This is a genomic window from Sphingopyxis sp. EU05-FHT14B03 (assembly GCF_058790875.1).
In genome coordinates, this window is sequence record NZ_JBYTDC010000006.1 from 79,578 (window position 1) to 100,129 (window position 20,552).

Genomic DNA, 20,552 nt, shown 5'->3' on the forward strand with positions numbered 1-20,552 from the left:
CATAGGGATTTCAACTGACAATTTTATCTAACCTTAGCAAGAGTATCCTGTGCTTATTCAAACGATCTGTCGGCCGATTTGTGCGCAGCATACTCCTTGCAAGCGACCTGATATAACGCTACGGTGACGTTTACATAATGCCATTGAGGCAAGGCGCGATGTGTGGATCGGCATGGTTAAATGTGTGGGGTCAGTGGTCCCGCTTGCTGGCATGATCCGCTCGATGACGGGTTATGGGAGAGGGAGTTGCCACGGTCGATCCGCTCTCCCGACACCGGTTGGAGACTTGCTGCGATGAATGCGCGCACAGCACCGAACATCTTCGTTCGCGAAGGAGATGGCATTTCAACGTTGGTCGTTGAAGGTGACTGGACAGCGATGTCGATCGCAGGCCTTTCCGGGCATGTTCTGAGTCCCTCGAACCTCTCCTTCTCAAGCGACTTCGGAAACCTGGGAAGGATAGACAGCGCAGGCGCGCTCGCCATCCTGACTCTCGCACCCAATGCGGCATTTACCGCAGACCTGCCCGCCAATCTTGCTGATCTGTTCGCGCTGGTGGGCTCGGCCATGGCCGACCGCGATGTCCCGCCAATCAAAACTCCCCCATTTCACGTGCGTCTTGGCCAAAAAGTTTATCGAGCTGTCCAGGAAATCGGCGCAAGCGCTCGATTTCTCGGCCAACTTGAGGTGGCGCTCATGAAATCTCTTGCACATCCCAAAAGGATGCGATTGATCGCACTGGCGTCGTCAATTCAGAAGGCCGGCTTCGATGCGCTGCCACTCATAGCGATCATGACATTCTTTATCGGCGCAGTGGTGGCTCTCATAGGAAGCGATCTGCTCAAGACATTGGGTGCATCGGAACTGGTCGTCGAACTGGTTGGCATATCCGTCCTCCGCGAGTTCGGCGTCCTCATTCCCGCGATACTACTTGCCGGTCGGTCCGCTTCCACTTTCGCGGCCCAGATCGGCGCAATGCGAATGAATCAAGAGACGCAGGCAATGAAGGTGATGGGCATCGACCTGTTCGACGCGCTGGTTGTGCCACGCGTATTGGCATTGCTTGTAATTATGCCCCTCCTGGCGATTGTTGCCATGCTGGCTGGTTTGGCCGGCGGGCTTGTCGTCAGCTGGGGCATACTCGACGTGAGCCCGACATATTTCGCCGAACGACTCTCGGCTGCGGTCGATATCCGACACTTCTGGGTTGGAATGGCAAAAGTACCGGTGCTGGCCATTGTGATTGCGCTTGCCGGATGTCGCCACGGCCTTTCGGTACGCGGAGATGTTGAGGATCTGGGCGGGCGGGTGACCGTCGCCGTTGTCCAAGCGCTATTCGCAATCATCCTTCTGGATGCCGCCTTTGCAATTCTCTTCAACGTGCTCGAAATATGATTTGCGATCCGGACATCGTTATTCGGGTGGAGAATCTTAAAACCCGATTTGGCGATCACATTATCCACCAGGATTTGAACCTAGAAGTCCATCGTGGCGAGATTCTTGGTGTCGTCGGAGGGTCCGGTAGTGGAAAATCCGTCCTGATGAACACCATTTTGGGCCTGATTGCGCCTAGCCATGGGACAATCGAAATCTTTCAGAAAAAAATTGGGAGTCGCTTTGATCGTACGGAAATTGATCACCGAATTGGCGTCATGTTTCAAAATGGCGCGCTTTTTTCTTCTCTTAGTGTGCAAGAAAATGTCGAGGCTCCTCTCATCGAACATACCCGTCTTAGAGAGCCGTGGCTCGAGGCCGTGGCTCTGATGAAAATCGGCCTTGTCGGACTCGATGCCGAGGTGGGCCGGCAAATGCCCGCTGAACTTTCAGGCGGAATGCGAAAACGTGTAAGCGTAGCGAGGGCCTTGGCGCTCGATCCAGAATTGCTGTTCCTTGACGAACCCACTTCGGGCCTCGACCCGATCGCCGCCGCCGAATTTGACCAGCTGATACGGACGCTGAGCGACACGCTGGGGCTTACTGTCGTGATGGTGACCCATGATCTCGACAGCCTGTATTCCATCAGCGACCGCGTGGCCGTGGTTGCGGATCAGAAAATTGTCGAGGTTTCGCCAATCGCGGAACTTGAGAGGTCTGACCATCCTTGGATCAGGGCGTTTTTGGGAGGGCGGGCGGAGCGCGCCAAGGAAAGGAACCGTTAATGGAACGCGACGCGAACTACGGTCTGATTGGGGGCCTGACGCTGGCTCTGCTAGCGGCGGCTTTCGGCTTCATCCTCTGGCTCGGTCAATCCCAATTCGCCCGTAATTTCGACGAGTATCGGATCATTTTCGATGGTCCCGTCCGCGGTCTTAGTGAGGGAGGCGAGGTGCAGTTCAACGGAATTCCGGTGGGAGAAATCACGCGTATTAGTCTTGATCCCAGAAATCCAAACAGGGTGCTTGCAGGGGTGCGCCTGCGCGAGGATACGCCTGTGCGCGTCGATTCTACCGCCGCGACGGAGTCGCAAGGCATAACCGGCGGAAGCTACATCCAGATCAGTGCGGGGACGCCCTCTAAGCCGTTGTTGAAGGAGGTTTCCAAGGAAACGCTCCCAGTGATTAAGGCGGAAAAAAGTTCGCTACAATCCCTGATGGATGGAGGTGGCGCATTGTTGGCGGACGCTTCGCAGGCCCTGGAAAGGGTCAACCGGACCTTGTCCGACGAGAATATCGAAAATGTTTCGGCTGCTATTGCGGATGTAAGAGCTACCACGGCGGAATTGCGATCTAGTCGCGGAATGTTCAGCAAGGCTGAACAAGCGTTTGCACGCCTGGACCGGGCGGCGGCCGATATCGAGGCCGCGGCCGCATCGGCGCGCACGGCGATCGATGGCGACGGTCGCAAGACGTTTGCCGATGTCTCGGCAGCTGCTCGAGATCTTCGAGAGGGGATCGCCGAGGCGAGGGTGGTCATTCACAGGCTTGATGACGCCGCGAGTGGATTGGCGGCGCCCGACGGCTCCGGGATTGCTGCAACTTTGAAATCGCTCGATAGCGCGGCGCAGGAAATCGAGCAGCTCGCCGGCCAGCTACGACGGACCCCTCGTGAAAGGAAGCTCTCCCAATGAAAACGATCTCTGCAAGAATGTTTTTGCTGACGGGCGCGCTAATTTGCCTTTCTGGTTGCGGGAATATTCTGGGAACTGGCGGCAAATCGACGTTGTACCGGATCAGCAGCACGCCCGTACCGGAGCGTGAAATTGCACGACAGTGGATTCCGGTGTATATTACGCGACCGACGCTTCCGCCTGGGGCCGATGGAGACAGGATCCTCACGATCGAGAATCGCGAAGTCACGTATCTGGCCAAAGCACGGTGGATGAGGCCTGCGCCCGAGATGATCCGCGAGGCTATTGCCGGAAGCGTAGCGCGCAAAATCGATCACGCATATATCCCTGTCCAGAGCGTGGCTTCCGATCATTACGTCCTATCCGCACGGCTTTCTTCTTTTGCAGCCTATTACGAGCAGGGGCCCGACGCGGCCCCGATCATTCGCATCGCCGCGCAAGTGGAACTAAGCCGATCCAAAGAATCGGAACCACTGGCAGTCACGCGCATCGTCCTTGATAGGACAGCAAGCGCAAACAGCGTTTCGAGTATCGTCGAAGCCTTTGATCGCGCGAGCCTTGAAATGGCCGACAAAATCGCGAGTTGGACGGCTGCGGTGATCAATTAGCGGGTAGCCAATGGAAACTTAGGTGTTTAGTCCCAGCATGTGATGGTGTGGCTCCATATTGAAGATATCCGGCTTGGATTTCCAGAGTTCTTCGATGGCCTCATAGGGTGTCTTGAAGCGCAGTGCCTTCAACTGCTTGGCAAAGTTGTAAGCGACCAACCAGTCGCGGACATGGCGGCGCAGCTCGTTGATCGACGTGTAATGGAAAGATTTGACGGTGGCCTCCTTGATGGTGCGCACCATCCTTTCGGCCTGACCGTTGGTCCATGGGTGATAGGGTTTGGTGAGGCGTAACCGGTGTTTTCAGGCTACGACGGTCCATGGCATGAGATCACCGACGCTGTTGGCGGGATAACCGTTGGCGAGGCTGGTGAGGGTTTCGGTCAGCCATTGGTGGGGGTTGATGGTGCTGAGCTTGCAACATTCGATGAGCGTGGCGATCACCGCCCAGTTGTCGCCGCCCTCGTCGGAACCGGCAAACAGGGCATTTTTGCGATTGCGAGCCAGCGGCCTGATCGATCGTTCGACGGTATTGGAGTCGAGGTCGATGCGACCGTCATCGATGAAGCGTGAGAGGCCGTCCCAGCGGGTGAGTGCGTAGCGGATCGCTTCGCCGAGCTTGCTCTTGGCGCTGACCTGGCGGCCACGGGCGGCAAGATATTGGTGAAGATCGTCGATGATGACGCGGCTGCGTCCGGCCCGAGCGGCACGACGCTGCTCGGCCGAGAGGCCGCGCACATCGTCCTCGATGGCGTAAAGCAAGGCGATGCGGCGCAGCACCTCGGTAGCGACCGGGGATGTATCAGCCAGTTCGTAGAATTTGCGACGCACATGCGCCCAGCAGAAAGCGAGCCTGATCTGCTGGCGCCGCCGGGCGAGCGCGGCGTAGCCGCCATAGCCATCGACCTGTAGGATGCCCGCAAAATCACCAAGATGGAACTGGGGACGCTCGGCCTTGCGATCTGGCGCATAGACATAGGCGACGATCGGCGGATCGCAGCCGCCCCATGGTCGGTCGTCGCGGGCATAGGCCCAGAGCTGGCCGGTCTTGGTCCGCCCGCGTCCGGGATCGAGCACCGGGGCGGTCGTCTCGTCGGCGAACAGCCGCTCGGATCGTCGTAGCTCGTCGAGAATGTGGTCACGCAAGGGGCGCAGATACCAGGCCGCTCGCCCGACCCAGTCGGCCAAAGTGGATCGGTCGAGCCGGATGCCCTGCCGGGCGTATATCTGGGCCTGCCGGTAAAGCGGCAGGTGATCGGCATACTTGGATACCAGCACCTGGGCGATCAGTGCCTCGGTCGGAATGCCGCCCTCAATGATCCGCGCCGGCGCCGGCGCCTGCACGATCGCGCTCTCGCACGAACGGCAGCCATAACGCGGCCGCCGGGTGACCACGACGCGGAAGGTGGTCGGCACCACATCGAGGCGCTCGGCGACATCCTCGCCGATCTGGTGGAGGGCGCCGCCGCAGCAGGGGCAAGCATTGCTCTCGACGTCAACGATCTGTTCGATCCGCTCGAGATGCGCGGGCAGCGAACCGCGGTTGGTCTTGCGCACAGGATCACTGCGAGGCCGTCCGGCCTTCGCTTCGCTGGCGGCCTCGGCTTCCGCGAGCGCCGTCTCGGCATCCTCAAGGCCCAGCTGCAACTGATCCTGATCGAGCTGCTCGGAACGGCGGCCGAACCGATGACGCCGAAAAGCCTCGATGATCGCCCTCAGGCGTTCGGCTTCCGCGTCGGCACTCTCGAGCTTGCGGGCCTGTTCGAGGACGAGCGCGCGTAACGCGTCAACATCGTCCGGCAGGTCCGCTTCCATGAGCATGGGAGCAGTGAATCAGTCTGGGAACGCCCCGTCAACAGGCAATCTGCGGGGCCTGCGGGCGGCGCCCGCCATGCACCCGGCGCCAATCCAGACCCTCCAGAAGCGCGCCGAGTTGCGCTGAGGTCACACGCATCACGCCGTCCTGGATGCCCGGCCACCGGAAGCCGCCGGACTCCAGCTTCTTGGCCATCAGGCACAGGCCAGTGCCGTCCCACCAGACCAGCTTGATCCGGTCAGCACGCTTTGCCCGGAACACGTAGATCACGCCTGAATATGGGTCGCCGCCATACTCGGCGCCGACCAGCGCGGCCAGGGCGTCAGGTCCCTTGCGAAAATCCACCGGACGCGTCGCCACCATCACGCGCGCGCCAGCGCCAGGTCCGATCATCGCGTTGCCTTGAGTGCTTCAATCACCGCTGCGATCACAGCCGCATCGGCCCCGCGTCCGATCTTCACCGCCACGCCGTCAATCTCCAGCTCGACAGCACTGACTGTGGGACGCCGACGGCGACGGCCGCGCCTGGCGACAGGGGCTGGATCACCCGAAGGGAGCGGTTCGATCACCGCCGGCACGAACGCAGGCGTCGCTGGAAGCGTCAGCCCTTGGTCCTCCAGCTTCTTGCGCAGATCCCGGCGCCAAGCGAATAGTTGCGACGGAGCAAGCCCATGACGGCGCGCCACCGCGCAGGCCGTCTCCTGACCCGAATAGCTCTCCGCGACGATCGACGCCTTTACCTCAGGCGACCACTCCCGACGCTGGCCCGCACCTGTGAAAACCTCAAAACGCCGAACCACGCTGGTGCCAGCATCATCACATGTCATCATCATAGCATCAGCATCCTCCAGCCTGATCGGGCTAGCGAAAATCGACGCCACGCTTCACTCCCGCAAGGTGGCAGGGAAACACCGGTTACGGTGAGGCGATGCTCGATGCCGTTCTGCTCGCAGACACGGCCGAAGATATGGCCGATCCATCCCAGTGTGCCGCCCTGGTCACGCTGCACGAACTGCACGCCGTTGTCGGTCAGGATGGTGTGGATCCTGTAGGGAACCGTCTTGATCAGCACGCGCAGGAAGGCTGCCGCGGCGAGCTTGGTCGCCCGTCGATAGATGCGGGCGAACACCAGCTTCGAGGTGCGGTCCACCGCGACATAGAGGAATCCTTTGCCGCCTTCGTAGCGCAGTTCGGCGATATCGATGTGGAAATAGCCGATCTCGTACTTCTTGAACTTCTTCGGCTTCTCGCGATCCGCCTTCGGCAATCGGCTGATCCCGTGCCGCTGCAGGCAGCGGTGAAGCGACGAGCGCGTCAGGTTCGGGATCACGTCCTTCAACGCGATGAAGACGTCATCGAGCGGCAGCCGGGCCTGCACCCTGAGCGCCACGATCGCGGCTTCTTCCATCGGCGACAGCACGGTGCTGCGCCGTTCCTTCGGCCCCACCGGCATGTCCTCGACCGACGGCCGGCTGCGCCACTTGATCACCGTCTTTTCGTTGATCCCGTACCGCTTCGCGAGCTGCGCGACCGGAGCTTGCGATCGCTGTAGCTCCGCTCGAACGGCGTGCGTGGTCTTGGCGCTGCCGTGTAGAAGCTGGCCCATAATCCCTCCCGCTGTGACGATGACAAGCTTACACCATCACATGCTGGGACTAAACACCTAGTCGTGACAACTGCCCAGCCCGAGATGAAGCGGGAATGTTATGGATGGCTCCCCTTCTGGGAGGGGCGGCAGCCGTACACAAATAGATCCACAGCTTGCCTCATTCGGGCTGAAGAGGTTTCATTGTGACTGGTCACTCCCACTCCAAGAGCGGCCCGACGAAAAGGTGACAAAATGACGCTGGATATAAACTGCTCCGCAGCAAAATTCGCGTCTGACACCCTGATTTCTCCCCTCTCCTCGGCTTTGCGCAAAACCTCTGCCACCAATCTCGTCGTGCGTCCTACGCCGAATTCGTAAAGGTTTCGCGCTAAAGCGGGAAAACGTGCAGCCTCAGCCATTACAACGCGTTCCAACGCGACATGAATGTCGGTAAGCATCCAGGATAGCAGTTCATCGGACAGCTCTTCAAGCTCGGGCCGAACGTCGCCATGTTCGGGAACGTGCTGTTCGAGGAAGGAGAGCCGATCCTCGATTTCCCTGAGTATTACCGCCTCGAAAAGCAGCTTTTTGCTCCCGTAACGGGCGTACAAAGTGCGCTTGGAGATGCCTGCTTTTGCAGCAATCCGTTCCGCCGTTGAACGACCGAATCCGTCGGCAAAGAAGACATCGCGGGCGACACGGAGAATTTTCCTCGAAAGTGCTTGCGAGGCTTGTCGAGTAGGCCTCCCTGTTCGTCCGGAAGCTTGTTCTTTGGTTTTTTGGGTCGACGTCATGCCTCATCTTGGCCATACCTTGTCCGCGCTGCAAGCGTAGAACGCTTTGCATTGTATAGCCCGCCCCCGCGAGATTGCCCGGGCTTATGCAAGACCCACGAGGCCCGCTGAACTTTGCCTGCCTGAAAGGATCGCTGCCGTTCGCAGGGAATGGACGCAGTGTGATCTCATCTAGGCGAGTTGGTTACGATACGCTTCGCGTAAGGCCTTTTTGTCGATCTTTCCCGTTGCAGTGAGCGGTACTGTCGCGAACAGGATGTCGTCCGGCAGCCACCAACGAACAACCTTCGTCTCCAGATGCGCGCGAATTGCGTCGGCTGTGACGGCTTGACCTTCATGCGTTTCAATCACGAGAAGGGGTCGCTCTTCCCATTTTGGATGATATACGCCAACGACCGCGGCGACCCGGACGCCGGGGTACCCAACCGCCGCATTCTCGATATCAATCGAGCTGATCCATTCGCCCCCGGACTTGATCACGTCTTTCGCGCGGTCGGTCAGCCGGAGAAAGCCGAAGCGATCGATCGTACCTATGTCCCCGGTGTCGAACCAGCCATCGCTCCCGGCGCCCTCAAAATCGGGGAAATAGCGATCGACGACCCACGGTCCGCGGACCTGGAGCGCACCCGCCTGCTCACCGTCCCAGGGGAGCGGCGTGCCATCGCCGTCGATAATGCGCAGTTCGATGCCAAATTGCATGCGACCCTGCTTCGTCAGCAGGAGATCGTTCGCGAAATCCTCGCCTTCGGCCATCAGGAGCGGGGAGGGCGTCGAAATCACGCCGAGAGGATTGGTTTCGGTCATGCCCCAGAGCTGGAGCACAGTGACACCATATTTGGCGCGGAATGTCTCGGCCATCGCCCGCGGGACGGCCGAGCCGCCAATCACGAGGCGCTTGAGATTGCCGACCCCCGTCCCCGTGGTGTCGAGATGAGCGAGGTACATGGTCAAGATCGTGGGCACACCGCCCGAAAAGGTGACGCCCTCTTCGTTGATCAGATCGGCGAGACTGGCACCGTCCATCCTGTCGCAAGGAAGCACTAGCTTGCAGCCGTTAATCGCTGCCGTGAACGGAAGTCCCCATGCCGTCGCATGATACATGGACGAGCAGGGCATGATGACATCAAAAGCGCTGAACCCGAAGGCACTGCTCAGACCGGCCGCCATCCCGTGGAGAACGATTGATCGGTGGCTGTATAGGACGCCCTTGGGGTCGCCCGTCGTCCCCGAAGTGTAGCAAAGAAATGCGGCTGCCTTTTCATCGAAGCTCGGCCAGGTGAGGGCCCCGTCCTGGCGTGCCAGCAACGCTTCATAGTTCAACGCGTCAGCAACATCTGGCGCGGTCGCTCCGCGATCCGCGAGAAGGACATAACGCTCGATACCTGGAAGGAGAGGGCGCAGCCGTGCGACGAGCTCGGCTAGATTGGGCTCGAAGAAGAGAATGCGGCTGCCTGCATGAGCGATAGTAAAGGCGATTTGCTCGTCGCTGAGACGCGGGTTGGCAGTGTGCAATACAGCGCCCATGCCCGGCGCCGCATAGAAGAGTTCGAGGTGGCGGTGCGTGTTCCAGGCGAGCGACGAGACGCGGTCGCCCGTTGCAATCCCGAGGACACCAAGGGCCTGCGCAGCCTGACGCGCACGCTGATCGCAGCGGTGCCAGTCATACCGCCAAACCGGCTCATCGACAGCCTTCGAGACGATCTCCCTCTCGCCGTGCGCGCGCGCGGCATATTCCAATATTCCGCTGATCAGCAGCGGCGCGTCCTGCATCAATCCCCGTAACATGCTGCATCCTTCTTCGCCCCACTGCGGCGTCGCGTGCAAGGTTCCGCCCCTCGGGTATGATTGCCGCGCGGGCTGTCAATAACCGTCATCATTTTGGTCCAGCGGCAAACTCCACGTGCCGCGTTTCCATTCGGCCAGCAATTCTCAATGATCATATTGCAGCGGCACGGCCTAGGTTCGATCGGCCCCGACATGTTTTCGGCCGCGTTTCAAATTAGTCACTCGCCGCTTTCAGCAACAGTGACAGGAACCGCCAATCGGACCAATCGCCTTTTTCCCCCGCCGCCAAAGCCGCCAGATCGAGTTTCGCCTGCCTAACGATTGTAAGCCGAAGCGACGGAATGATATAGAGGCGTTGATCGCCCGCGCCGGCGGCGACGACCATATCCGCCGGGAGTTCGTTGGCATGACTGGTGATATCGGTGGACCGGGTAACAATATCGACAGCCGGCGTGCTACGGGGCAACCACCAGGTGAGACCGTAGGCCGGATTGGCCTGGCTACCCTTGAACAGCTCGGCGAACGCCAGTTCATCGACAAGCGGCTTGCCGTCGAGCTTCCCACCGCCGCGGACGAACTCGCCGATCTTCGCCCACTCGGACGCTGCCAGCACGAGGCCCTGCGGCATGAGCGGTGCGCCATCGGGGCCGCTGCGCCAACTGCCTATGGTAACCCCAAGCGGAGTGAGAATGCGCCGCTCCACATAATGGCGAGCGTTGCCGTCTTGGCCCTTGGCAACGAGCTTGCGCCGCATGATCTCTCCAAAGATTTGCATCGGGGCGGGACCATATTGGAATTTGCTGCCCGGCGCCGCCGTGAGCGGTGCCTTCACCGAGTCCAGATACCCTTGGGCCCTGCCGACGGTCGATGCCTGGCCGCCCGTCATCGACAGCAATTGCCGAAGCGTGATCTGTTCCTTTTTGGGGTCGCCCCTCCATTCAGCGAGTGTCTCCGATGCCCGCTCGTCGAGGGTTAGAAGTCCATCCTGTGCGCCCGCCGCCGCCATCAGCCCGACAAGGCTCTTGGTGCCCGACCAGAGTTCCTGCGGCGTCGCGATGTCTGCCGATCGGCAGCGCACTTTGCCATCTTCAAGTATCAGCAGCGCAACGCCGGAATTAGCCTCAGAATAGGCGATCGCTTCGGCACAGCCGGGAAGAGGGGCGGGTTCGCCTGCCGCGGCTGGCTGTGCCGCAACCGCGGCTGCGAAAAAGAGGATGGTGCGCTTCAAGATCCGACTCCGATTTTCCGATGCTTGTCATTCTCCATATTATCGATAATAAATTCATTCGCAATCATCGATTGCTCGTGTGCGCTGCCCGATTAGGATGGCGCCGCGAGCAGGGAAAGCCGAACGGAGAGACATGGCCGCGACGAAGACCGACGACGACAGCGCGCCGACGCAGGACCGCGTGATCGCGCGCCTTTTGACCGACGACATCGTCGAATGGCGGATTCCGCCCGGATCGTGGCTGCGCGAGCGCGAAATCGCCGCGCGCTTCGGAGTGAGCCATGCGCCGGTGCGCGAGGCGTTCCGGCATCTCGCGCGGATCGGGCTTGTCAAGGTCGTGCCGTGGCGCGGCACCTATGTGATCGACATCGACGAGCATGCTGCGAACGAGGTCTATGAACTGTGGAAATCGCTGTTCGGCGTCGTTTGTCGCCTTGCGGCCGCCGAAATGACCGACCGCGACGGGCGCGAACTGATGCACCGGCTTGTCGAATATAAGGATGTCACCCAGCGCACCGACAATACGTTCGAGCATATCAAGGTCTCGAACCGCATCGGTCGCTTTATCGCCAAACGCAGCAATGCGCCGCTCGCGCTCGAGCTCCTCGATCGGGTCGCGCTGCTCGCGCGCTGGCAGCACAATGTCTATACTGACAGCTATATCGAGACGCATGGCAACGAGGCGGCGAAGCGATCGGCCATCCTCTACGACGCGCTTTGCCGCCATATCGTCGCGCGCGATGGCGATGCCGCCGATGCGGTGGCGCGCGATCTGATCGGGGTTACTCAGAATAGTTTTGGGCGCGCACTCGAGGAATATAAGGCCCGCCACGCAAAGCCTAAGCCCAGCCGCCGCCGCGCAAAAGTGACATGAGCCGTCTCCTGACCGACCGCCGCACCTTGCTTAAGGCGGGCCTCGCGGCGCCGATCGCATTGCAGGTTGACTCCGCTGCCGCTGTATCCCTGGATTTGACCATGTTCGGCCCCGAACGCCTCTTCGCCGACGTCCAAAGCTATGCCGAGGCCGGCAACAAGCAGTCGGGCGGCGCGGGCGATCGCTGGACCGCCGACTGGACAGCGAAGCGGCTGTTCAGTGCCGGATTCGAAGTGGATCGCCAGACGTTTGACGTGCCTTGGTTCGAGGCGTCGCATTGCGAACTTACGCTCGGCGACCACACGATACCGCTCGTCGCACAGCCGCTCGCCGTCGAAACCGGCGAGGCCGGTCTCGCTGCGCCGCTGCGCCTCGCAGAAATCCCTGAACGCCTCGACGGCGCGATCGCCGTCGTGCGCCTGCCTTTCCGCCGCTGGTCGAGCCTCGTAGATCGTGCAGTGCGCGAGCCGCTCGCCGATGCGCTTGCGCGCGGTGCGAACGGGGTCATTCTCATTACGACTGGGCCGACGGGCGAGGCCTTGCTCCTCAATGTCCCGGCCGGTCATCCTGTATCGGACAAGCCACTTGCCTTGCTCGCGCCGCGACTCGCCGCCCCGGTGATTGAAGCCGCGCGCCACGGTGCCGCGGCGAAATTAGCGCTTCGCGGGCGCGGTGGGATTCGGGCAGCGCAGAATATAATCGGGCGACGCGTTCGCTCCGGTCGCCCTTGGCTCGTCGTCTCTACGCCGCGTTCAGGCTGGACCGATTGCGCCGGCGAGCGGGGGCCGGGTATCGCGATGTGGCTCGCGCTTGCCGACTGGATGCCCCGAGCGTTTCCGCAACACAGCCTGCTCTTCCTGTGCAACAGCGGGCATGAATATGAGAATCTCGGTGCGAGCCATATCGCCGACAAGGTGGGTCCAGCCCCCGGCGAGACCGCTTTCTGGTTTCATCTCGGCGCCAATGCGGCAGCACGTGACTATCAGGAAATGCCGGGGCGCTTGCTGCCGCTGCCAAGCGCCGATCCCTATCGTTTTCTCATGACATCGCCCGAATTCGTGACGTGTGCGCGCGAGATATTCAAAGGCCAGCCGGGGTTGGAAATGGCCTATCCTTCGGCGGAAGGCACAGCGGGCGAACTCTCGGAAGTGATAAAGGCCGGCTACGTGCGTCATGCCGGCATCTTTGGCGCACACCGTCATCACCACGCTGTGACCGACGATTTATCGACGGTCACACCTGACCCCCTTGCCGCTACGGCGCGGGGCGTCCGCGACCTGCTGAGCGCCGTCGTCTCTTAGACCAGCGAACCACCTGCAAAGACATTGCGCTTTCCGGCTTGACTTGCCGACGGTTTTGCACAAAATTATCGATAATAATTGCGATAACAAGATGGGGAGAGTGACCATGGGACGCAGAGCGAACCTTCTTTTCTGCACGGCCGCGATTTGGGTAGCCGTCGCTCCGCCTGCTTTCGCTCAAGACGCACCGTCCGAAGCTCTTCCGGACGCGGCTGAAGCGGATGATGACGGCGCCATAGTCGTGACGGCGCGCCGCCGCGAAGAGCGGCTGGCCGATGTGCCGACCGCGGCGTCGGTCATCGATATCACGTCGTTCACCGATCGCGGCGGCGCCACGGGCAGCGGCGAACTCCTCGCCGATCAGCCAAGCGTTCGCTTCAACAATCTGAACTCGTCCGTCACGTCGGAGATCTCGATCCGCGCTTCGTCGACCGCGCGTGCCACCAATGGCGACCCGAGCGTCGGGCTCTATCGCAACGGTGCCTATATCGCCGGCGGTCCGGTGGGCGGTCGCAACTTCACGCGGCTCGACCTGCTCGACATCGGCCGCGTCGAGGTTCTGCGCGGGACGCAGGGCGCGCTGTACGGCCGCAACGCGGTCGGCGGCGCGATCAATATCATCTCGGCCGAGCCCGAATTCGATCTCTCGGGCTGGGCGAGCGCGCGCTATGGCTTCGAGAACAACAGCTTCCAGACGCAGGGCGCGATCAATGTCCCGCTCGCCGATGGCCTGGCGATCCGCATCAGCGGCGATCTCGTCGAGCAGGACAAGGGCTTCTTCTACAATCCCGACAACGACGTCTATTTCGACCAGCAGAAGGGCCACGGACTGCGCGGCCAGATCCGGCTGAAGCGCGGGCCGGTCGACGCGATCATCACGGCCGAGACCCAGCGGCTGACCACGCCGACGATCCATTACCAGATATCCATTCCCGCGGGCACGCCAGGCTTTCCCGGCGGTTATACGCAGGATCGCTTTCGCTACCCCTGGAACACCGCGCCGCGCGCCAGCCAGGACGTGGACGGCCTTCAGGCGCTCGTCCGCGTGGATCTGGGCGGTGCCGACCTGACGTCGACAACCTCCTTTCGCAAGCGCACGTCCGAATATGATCTCGACAATGACGCGATCAGCCCCGCCGAGCTGGCGCGTGCGCGCGCCGCGGGGCAGATCGGCGCTCTCACGCCGCTCGATGCCAGCACCGCGTCCTACGTCGTCGACACGACCGACAATTTTTCGCAGGATATTCATGTCAGCGGGGCGAGCGATCGCTTCACATGGCTGGTCGGCGCCGAAATGCTGTTGCTCGACAGCGATTTCTCGGTGGCGACGACGCGCACGCCGACGCTCGCCAATCCGTCGCCGGGCAATATCGCGCCCGCGCGGCTGCATTTCGAAAGCTATGCGGCCTATGGCTCGCTCGGTTTCGACATCACCGACAGCCTCAACCTGACCGGCGAACTGCGCTATACCCGCGACAGCCGGAGCATCTCGGCGCGGCTTTACGATTTGGGGACTGGCCTGCCCACCGGCGGGCCATCGCGGATCATCGACGACAGCATCAACGCCGACAATCTCTCCTACAATGCGACCCTCTCGTACAAGCTCACGTCGAACATCCTCGCCTATGGCAAGGTCGGCAGCAGCTACCGCGCCGGCGGGTTCAACACGCGCCTCTCCGATCCGCGCGCGCCGAGTCCTGTGCAGGTGCTGTTCGGCAACGAAAACAGCACGTCTTACGAAGTCGGCATCAAGGGCAGTCCGATCCGCCGCGGCTATTTCGCAATCGCGGGCTATTACACCGAGCTTGAAGACCTGATCGCGCAGGTCGACGATGGCTGCGCGCTCACCAATCCGGCGTGCCCGATCGCCGCGGTCGCCTATCTAACCAACGCAGGCGATGCGAAAAGCTGGGGTATCGAGGCCGAATATAGCCAGGGCTTCGATCTCGGCGAAGGCAATGGCCGCCTCGCCTTGAGTGGCTCGCGGCAAGAGGGCAAGGTCAAGAGCGGCCGCTATGACGGGCTGGACCTTGCGCAGGTTCCCGACTGGCTCGCCTCGGCCAACCTCAATCTGCGCTACCCGGTCACCAAGGATGTCGCGCTGACCAGCAATGTCCTGATCAGTGGTCAATGGGGCGGCAAACAGGAGCTGACAGCGACCTCGGTCGACCTCGATGATTATGTCCTCGTCAATCTTCGGGTCGGCGTCGACTTCGGCAAGATCAGCGTCAGCGCGTTCGCGAACAACGTCTTCGACAAGGTTTATTTCGTCGCGCAGGCGCCGACGATCAACCGGTACAGCCAGCCTCGCGTCGTCGGCGTCGAAGGACGCATTTCTTTCTAGGTCGCGCTCCCGTCCGCGGCCTCCAGCCGCTGGTCGGGAAGGGTAGGAGGGCGCAATGCGGCATTTGGTGATGGCAGCACTGTTCGGTGCCGCGATGCTGACCGGATCGGTGTCTGTCGCGGCGGCGGAGACGGCCCCCGCGGCGACAATCGCGCAGGGGCGCCTTGCGGGCGCGCGCACGGGGGACGTCGAGCGCTTTCTTGATATTCCTTTCGCCGCCGCACCGGTCGGCGCTCTTCGCTGGCGGGCGCCGCAGGCACCGCCGCGCTGGCGGGGCGTCCGCGATGCCGCAAAACTCGGCCCGGCTTGTCCGCAGACGGTGCGCCCCGCACTTGTCGCGGGCGGGGTAGCCGAGCATCAGTCTGAGGATTGCCTCCAGCTGAACATCTGGCGCCCGGCGGGGGCGCGAAAGCTGCCAGTGATGGTCTGGATCCATGGCGGCGCCCATGTGGTCGGTTCGGGCACCTTCCCGGTTTTCGACGGCACCGCCTTCGCGCGGCAAGGTGTGGTTTTGGTGACGATCAACTATCGGTTGGGCGCGCTCGGTTATTTCGCCCATCCCGCGCTCAGCGCGGCCAAGCCGCGCGGCGAGGCGCTCGCCAATTACGGCCTGATGGACCAATTGGCCGCCCTGCGGTGGGTGAAGAAAAATATCGCCGCATTTGGTGGCGATCCGCGCCAGATCACCTTGTTCGGCGAATCCGCCGGGGCGATCGGAGTGACGACGATCCTTGCCCAGCCCGAAGCCAAAGGCCTGTTCGCCAAGGCGATCGTTCAGTCGGGCGTTGGTCTCCTCGATCCGCGCCCGCTTGGCGAGCAAGAAGCGCTAGGCGCGGCGTTGGCAGCGCGCGCAGGTGCGCCGCCTTCAGCATCGCTCGACGCGCTTCGCGCGCTGCCCGCCGCCGCGCTCGTTGCCGCTGGCGAGGTCCGGACGCCGGGCGCGATGACCGGCCCCATCCTCGACGGCGACCTGGTACGCGAAGCGCCTTGGCGCGTCTTTGCGCGTAGCGAGCCGATCGACGTTCCGCTCCTCGTCGGCGCGAACAGCAACGAGGCGAGCGTCATCCTTGCCATGGGCGTGCCGCCATCCGCCGCGCTCGCCTATCTAGGGCGCGACCAGGCGGCGGGCCGGGCCGCCTATGGCATGGGGCTGGCCGATGATGAACTGGCGCGCCAGGTGTTGGGCGACGCCTGGTTCGTCGCCCCGGCGCGCTGGCTCGCGGCCCGGACGGCGGGGGGCGCGCCGTCGTATCTCTATCATTTCGACTATGTCGCAGCGGCGCGGCGCGACCGCGCCAAGGGCGCCGCGCATGGGTCTGAAATCCCCTATCTGTTCGGGACGCTCGACTATTTCGCGTCGGTCGCTGGCGCCGTCGGTGACGAGGATCGCCGCTTCGGCGAAGGCATCTCCGCCTGCTGGGTTGGCTTCGCCAAGACGGGCGTTCCTGGCTGCGCACTCGTTCGCGACTGGCCGCGTTACGATGCGGCAAGCGACCGTCTCGCAAAATTTACGCCCGAGTCTGGCGTCGTCGCCGGCTTTCGCAAGGCGCAGCTCGACCATCTGCTCAATGTTCACTTCGGGAACGGCCAGTCCAGGCCCTAGCCCGTCTGGCCGCGCTAGGCCCTCCGTTTCGACAATGTGCAACGAAGCTGGGAGAGAGAAAATGGCTGGAAGAATGAAATGGATGTCGCTTGCCGCCGGTGCAGTAATGGTTGGGGCTGCGGCCTTTGCGGCGCAGGGCGGGTTCGTGGGCAACGGCGGCGGCGAGGCGCGTCCCATGGTGCAGCTTCCGCCTGCGGCGCCCGCTGCTAAAGCGTCGACGTCGGCGGCATCGGCGCCCGCGGCCGCCAGCCTTTCGGCCACCGTCGGCGGATATACCTATGACTGGACAGCGTTACAGGCGGCAATCGACGCCGATACCGAGGTCGATAACGGCTATTTCATCGTCGGGAATGCTTCGGATCCCGACTATCTCTTCGCCTATGAGAAGGGCAGCTTCGGTATCGATCGGGTGACCCCGCTTGCGTCGGCCTCCAAATGGTTCGCCGGCGCGCTGGGGATGCGCATGGTGCAGGCGGGCATCGCGACGCTCGACGATCCGATGCGGCCGCCGCTTGCCTTCTGGACGACGATCGGAACGAAGAAGGATGTCAAACTCAAGCACGCGTTGTCGATGACGTCGGGCTTCAACGCGAGCCCGCTCGTTGGCGGATGTCAGCTGCTTCCGGCCATGACGCTCTACAATTGCGCGAAGAGCATCCACGATCTGCGTTACGACATTCTGCGCCCGGGTAACGCGCCCGGCGCGCAATATAGCTATGGACCGCATGGCCTTCAGGTCGCCGCTGCCTATCTGGAGGCAAAGGATATAAGCATCGCGCCCGGCACGTCACCGGCACGCCAGCGCAATTTTCACGAACTGTTCGCGCAGCATGTGACGACCCCGCTCGGGATGACGAGCACGACCTGGTATGACCCTGCGGGAAGCGCTCCCACCAACCCGTGGGTCGCGGGCGGCGCCTATTCGACGCCGCGCGACTATGCGAAACTTCTGCGTGCCTTCCTTGGCGGCAGCTTTATTACCGATATGACAAGCTTCACCCAGCAACGTACCGCAGGCTTGCCGCGCGTTTTCGTGCCGGCGAGCGCGGGCAATTGGGAATATGCGCTCGGCTCCTTTGTCGAATGCGACACGCCTTCGGCCTGCGCGACGTCCAAGATCAATTCCTCACCGGGTGCCTATGGTTGGACCGGCTGGATCGATCGCGAGACCGGCTATTACGCTTTGATCGCCACCGAAATATCGAGCGGAGGCGACCGGAAAGGCGTCGAGCTCGAACAGGTCATGCAGGATCTGATCGAGGATGCGATCGCGAATCGCACCCCGGCGCCCTGACCTGACCCAGCAGTCTAGTCACGCAGCACAGGAGAACTTGATCTCCATGCGCTGCGTGGCTGGCCTGTCGGACTAGGCAAAGTCGACGGCTCAAAGGCGAGCGGCCAAACCCGCGTGTGACCGGCAGGGAGCCGATTTGACTGAATGGCCGATGCGCGGCCGTCCGGTCGTGGGTTCGGCCTAGGGACACGTCGCCAAAAAGCGTGTCGCTGCCGCCACTGCCTCGGCTCCGAAAGCTGCTGGGCATGCATCTGGCCGCGCAGATTGGCTCGCCTCGGGCGGTTATCAGGCGACGTAGGCCCCTCTACCACTCGCCACCAAGGTTCCGTCTGCGGCTAGGATCCGGGTAGCCGCGACGTTTATCTGCCGCCCTAATTTCACCGGGCTGCCGATCGCGCGAAGCGGCCCCAGCTTGGCCGGTCGGTGAAAATCCACATGGAGGTCCGCCGTCGCCCGCGCAGCACCCCCCATCGCGATGATCGTATAGAGGCCGGTCAGATCGATCAAAGCCGATACGATGCCACCATGCGCCGCGCCGACCGTCGGATTTGAGATGATTTCGTCTCGCCAAGGCATGGAGATCACCAACTCGTTGGCGCCGACCTCAGCGATGCTGAGCCCGAGCCAGCGGTGAAAAGGGGCCAGCGCCAATAGGTCACGTAATTCCTCAAGCCCCGGGACGGCGGGGGCATTCATGATTTCATTTCCGCTTCATGGATGCCGAGCAAAAACTCTAGGATCGATTGCCCGAAAGCGTCGTTCTCGTCCCCCACCACCATATGAGTCGCATTCGCAATGTCGCTATACGCCATATGAGGGACAAGGCCCTGGAAATGCTTGACGGCTTCCAGCGAGACGAGATCGCTTGACCCGCCGCGGATCAGATGCACCGGCAAGGTCAAGCAGGCAGCGGCCGCGCTGAGCTCGGTGCGGCCATGGTCGCTGGAAACGCCGCCGCCCTGCTGCGTCACTCTTTCGATGAAGGCGGGGTCCCAGTGCCAATAGAAGCGTTCATCGTCCTTGCGGCGCAGATAGTGTGCTAGCCCGGCCGAAGCCTTCCGGCTGGGGCGATGGGGCAGATAGTCGGCAATGACCTGTGCGGCCTCTTCCACCGACGCAAAACCATCGCGCGCATGCGCCGCCATGAAACCGACCACGCGGGCGACGCCGCTCGGTTCCATCTGAGGTGTGACGTCGACCAGCGTCAGCGATCCGAAACTTCCCGGTGCGCATTTTCCCTCGGCGATGATCCCGGCCAGGCCACCAAGCGACGCGCCAATCAGCGCCGGTTTGCTCGCCGTCGCCGCAGCGATCTCGACGAGATCGGCCGCAAAATCGGAGATATCATAGGCTCCGTCGCTGGCCCATGCACTCTCGCCGTGCCCGCGCATATCGACTGCGATGGTCCGGAAACCATGGCTCGCGAGCCGGTGGGCTACCGCCCTCCATGCCCTTCGGGTCTGTCCGCCGCCGTGCGCGAGGATTACCGGTAATCCGAGTTCCGGGCCATCAACCGACGCTGCGATTTCATGGCCCGCTTTCCCGGCAAGCGTGATCGACTGATCAATCATTCCACGATCATACTATATCATATCTTACAGTAAAGGGTTTTCAGAATATGATGTTGGCTCTACAGTCCATGACGATGGTTGAACCTCGCAATACAAGCGGCTCTCCCGCGAAAAGTCTTCTGACGGCCTCAGACGAGTTTGTCTTTCTCATCGAGGAAGTGCCCCGCAAACTGCGTCGGATGTTTGATGCCTCAACGGCGCGCTTCGGATTGACGCGAACCCAGTGGCGCGCGCTCGTCTATATCTATCGGACCCCGGGCATGACCCAAACCGACCTCTCCAAATGCCTCGAACTGGAGCGTGCCAGCGTTGGCCATGTTGTCGACCAGCTGGAAAGAATGGTGCTCGCGGAACGGCGCGCTGCCAAGGGCGACCGGCGCGTCTGGGAACTTCATCTTTTGCCCCGAGCGATCGAAATCCTGCCTCAGCTGCGCGCCGAAGCCGACATGATCTACGCGCGACTGCTCCATATGATTTCCCCAACTGAGATACGCGCGATGCGCTCATTGCTGACGAAAATGTCCGGCAATCTCGAAAGCGGATCGGAAGACATGCCTCCTCGATAGGAGCCGTGGAAGATTTGAAATGGCCGACGCCATTCATCGTCAGCAAGCCGATATCCCCAACTGGCACCGCTCGCGTCTGAGGCGGCGCGCCGCGGCCGTTCTGCCCCCGCTGC

At 61.9% G+C, this 20,552-nt stretch carries 18 protein-coding genes and 2 pseudogenes; 10 read left to right on the forward strand and 10 right to left on the reverse strand.

Going from position 1 to position 20,552, the window contains the following annotated elements; translation table 11 throughout:
- The first annotated feature begins 294 nt into the window (after positions 1-294).
- From AC3WS4_RS24515 to AC3WS4_RS24530, 4 genes are read left to right on the forward strand one after another with little or no spacing between them, the layout of a single operon-like run.
- Complete coding sequence (locus AC3WS4_RS24515) at positions 295-1,395, forward strand: MlaE family ABC transporter permease (protein WP_039575411.1); 1,101 nt, start codon at positions 295-297, stop codon at positions 1,393-1,395.
- Positions 1,392-2,159 carry an ABC transporter ATP-binding protein gene (locus AC3WS4_RS24520; protein ID WP_039575408.1) on the forward strand — a complete coding sequence of 256 codons (768 nt, stop codon included), beginning with the start codon at positions 1,392-1,394 and terminating at the stop codon, positions 2,157-2,159. The genes AC3WS4_RS24515 and AC3WS4_RS24520 overlap by 4 nt, the downstream gene beginning before the upstream one ends.
- Positions 2,159-3,067: an MlaD family protein gene (locus tag AC3WS4_RS24525; RefSeq protein WP_039575405.1), complete on the forward strand. Its 909-nt coding sequence runs from the start codon at positions 2,159-2,161 to the stop codon at positions 3,065-3,067. Before AC3WS4_RS24520 ends, AC3WS4_RS24525 begins: the two co-directional genes overlap by 1 nt.
- Positions 3,064-3,675: an ABC-type transport auxiliary lipoprotein family protein gene (locus AC3WS4_RS24530; RefSeq protein WP_081997347.1), complete on the forward strand. Its 612-nt coding sequence runs from the start codon at positions 3,064-3,066 to the stop codon at positions 3,673-3,675. Before AC3WS4_RS24525 ends, AC3WS4_RS24530 begins: the two co-directional genes overlap by 4 nt.
- An 18-nt stretch (positions 3,676-3,693) precedes the next feature.
- Here the strand turns inward: AC3WS4_RS24530 and AC3WS4_RS24535 are convergent.
- From AC3WS4_RS24535 to AC3WS4_RS24570, 8 genes and pseudogenes are all read right to left on the reverse strand, one after another.
- Positions 3,694-3,966: pseudogene (locus tag AC3WS4_RS24535) on the reverse strand (integrase core domain-containing protein); the annotation flags it as partial.
- A gap of 12 nt (positions 3,967-3,978) precedes the next feature.
- Complete coding sequence (tnpC, locus tag AC3WS4_RS24540; RefSeq protein ID WP_039575396.1) at positions 3,979-5,496, reverse strand: IS66 family transposase; 1,518 nt, start codon at positions 5,494-5,496, stop codon at positions 3,979-3,981.
- A 31-nt stretch (positions 5,497-5,527) separates the two neighbouring features.
- Entirely contained in the window at positions 5,528-5,884 is a 357-nt protein-coding gene (tnpB, locus tag AC3WS4_RS24545) for an IS66 family insertion sequence element accessory protein TnpB (RefSeq protein WP_039575394.1), read from the reverse strand.
- Positions 5,881-6,324 carry an IS66-like element accessory protein TnpA gene (tnpA, locus tag AC3WS4_RS24550; protein WP_052208271.1) on the reverse strand — a complete coding sequence of 148 codons (444 nt, stop codon included), beginning with the start codon at positions 6,322-6,324 and terminating at the stop codon, positions 5,881-5,883. The genes tnpB and tnpA overlap by 4 nt, the downstream gene beginning before the upstream one ends.
- Before the next feature lie 86 nt (positions 6,325-6,410).
- Positions 6,411-7,097: pseudogene (locus AC3WS4_RS24555) on the reverse strand (DDE-type integrase/transposase/recombinase); the annotation flags it as partial.
- A 98-nt stretch (positions 7,098-7,195) separates the two neighbouring features.
- Positions 7,196-7,873: a TetR/AcrR family transcriptional regulator gene (locus AC3WS4_RS24560; RefSeq protein ID WP_039575391.1), complete on the reverse strand. Its 678-nt coding sequence runs from the start codon at positions 7,871-7,873 to the stop codon at positions 7,196-7,198.
- 171 nt (positions 7,874-8,044) lie between these two features.
- Positions 8,045-9,658: a long-chain fatty acid--CoA ligase gene (locus tag AC3WS4_RS24565; RefSeq protein WP_492740781.1), complete on the reverse strand. Its 1,614-nt coding sequence runs from the start codon at positions 9,656-9,658 to the stop codon at positions 8,045-8,047.
- Between the two features lie 214 nt (positions 9,659-9,872).
- Positions 9,873-10,886, reverse strand: coding sequence for a serine hydrolase domain-containing protein (locus AC3WS4_RS24570; RefSeq protein ID WP_052208266.1), 1,014 nt, complete (start codon positions 10,884-10,886; stop codon positions 9,873-9,875).
- Positions 10,887-11,019: 133 nt separating this feature from the next.
- Here AC3WS4_RS24570 and AC3WS4_RS24575 point away from each other — a divergent pair, with 133 nt between their 5' ends.
- The 5 genes from AC3WS4_RS24575 to AC3WS4_RS24595 all read left to right on the forward strand — a co-directional run bounded on the left by AC3WS4_RS24575 (position 11,020) and on the right by AC3WS4_RS24595 (position 18,302).
- A complete protein-coding gene (locus AC3WS4_RS24575; protein ID WP_052208263.1) occupies positions 11,020-11,760 on the forward strand; it encodes a GntR family transcriptional regulator in 741 nt (246 codons plus the stop codon).
- Positions 11,757-13,061 (forward strand): hypothetical protein, encoded by a 1,305-nt coding sequence (locus AC3WS4_RS24580; protein ID WP_052208261.1) that lies wholly within the window; start codon positions 11,757-11,759, stop codon positions 13,059-13,061. The genes AC3WS4_RS24575 and AC3WS4_RS24580 overlap by 4 nt, the downstream gene beginning before the upstream one ends.
- Positions 13,062-13,302: 241 nt before the next feature.
- The gene (locus AC3WS4_RS24585) at positions 13,303-15,405 is read left to right on the forward strand and encodes a TonB-dependent receptor (RefSeq protein ID WP_160292414.1); all 2,103 of its coding nucleotides are present in this window, start codon (positions 13,303-13,305) and stop codon (positions 15,403-15,405) included.
- Positions 15,406-15,460: 55 nt separating this feature from the next.
- Positions 15,461-17,008 carry a carboxylesterase/lipase family protein gene (locus AC3WS4_RS24590; protein ID WP_081997344.1) on the forward strand — a complete coding sequence of 516 codons (1,548 nt, stop codon included), beginning with the start codon at positions 15,461-15,463 and terminating at the stop codon, positions 17,006-17,008.
- Between the two features lie 61 nt (positions 17,009-17,069).
- Positions 17,070-18,302, forward strand: a complete 1,233-nt coding sequence (locus AC3WS4_RS24595; protein WP_228383642.1) for a serine hydrolase domain-containing protein — start codon at positions 17,070-17,072, stop codon at positions 18,300-18,302.
- A 285-nt stretch (positions 18,303-18,587) separates the two neighbouring features.
- Here AC3WS4_RS24595 and AC3WS4_RS24600 read toward each other — a convergent pair whose 3' ends face one another.
- On the reverse strand, positions 18,588-18,998 hold the full coding sequence (locus tag AC3WS4_RS24600) for a hotdog fold thioesterase (RefSeq protein WP_039575381.1): 411 nt from the start codon (positions 18,996-18,998) through the stop codon (positions 18,588-18,590).
- Entirely contained in the window at positions 18,995-19,873 is an 879-nt protein-coding gene (locus AC3WS4_RS24605; protein WP_039575377.1) for an alpha/beta fold hydrolase, read from the reverse strand. The genes AC3WS4_RS24600 and AC3WS4_RS24605 overlap by 4 nt, the downstream gene beginning before the upstream one ends.
- Before the next feature lie 68 nt (positions 19,874-19,941).
- Between AC3WS4_RS24605 and AC3WS4_RS24610 the strand changes: the two genes are divergently transcribed.
- Positions 19,942-20,439 (forward strand): MarR family winged helix-turn-helix transcriptional regulator, encoded by a 498-nt coding sequence (locus AC3WS4_RS24610; RefSeq protein ID WP_228383640.1) that lies wholly within the window; start codon positions 19,942-19,944, stop codon positions 20,437-20,439.
- Positions 20,440-20,552 lie beyond the last annotated feature (113 nt).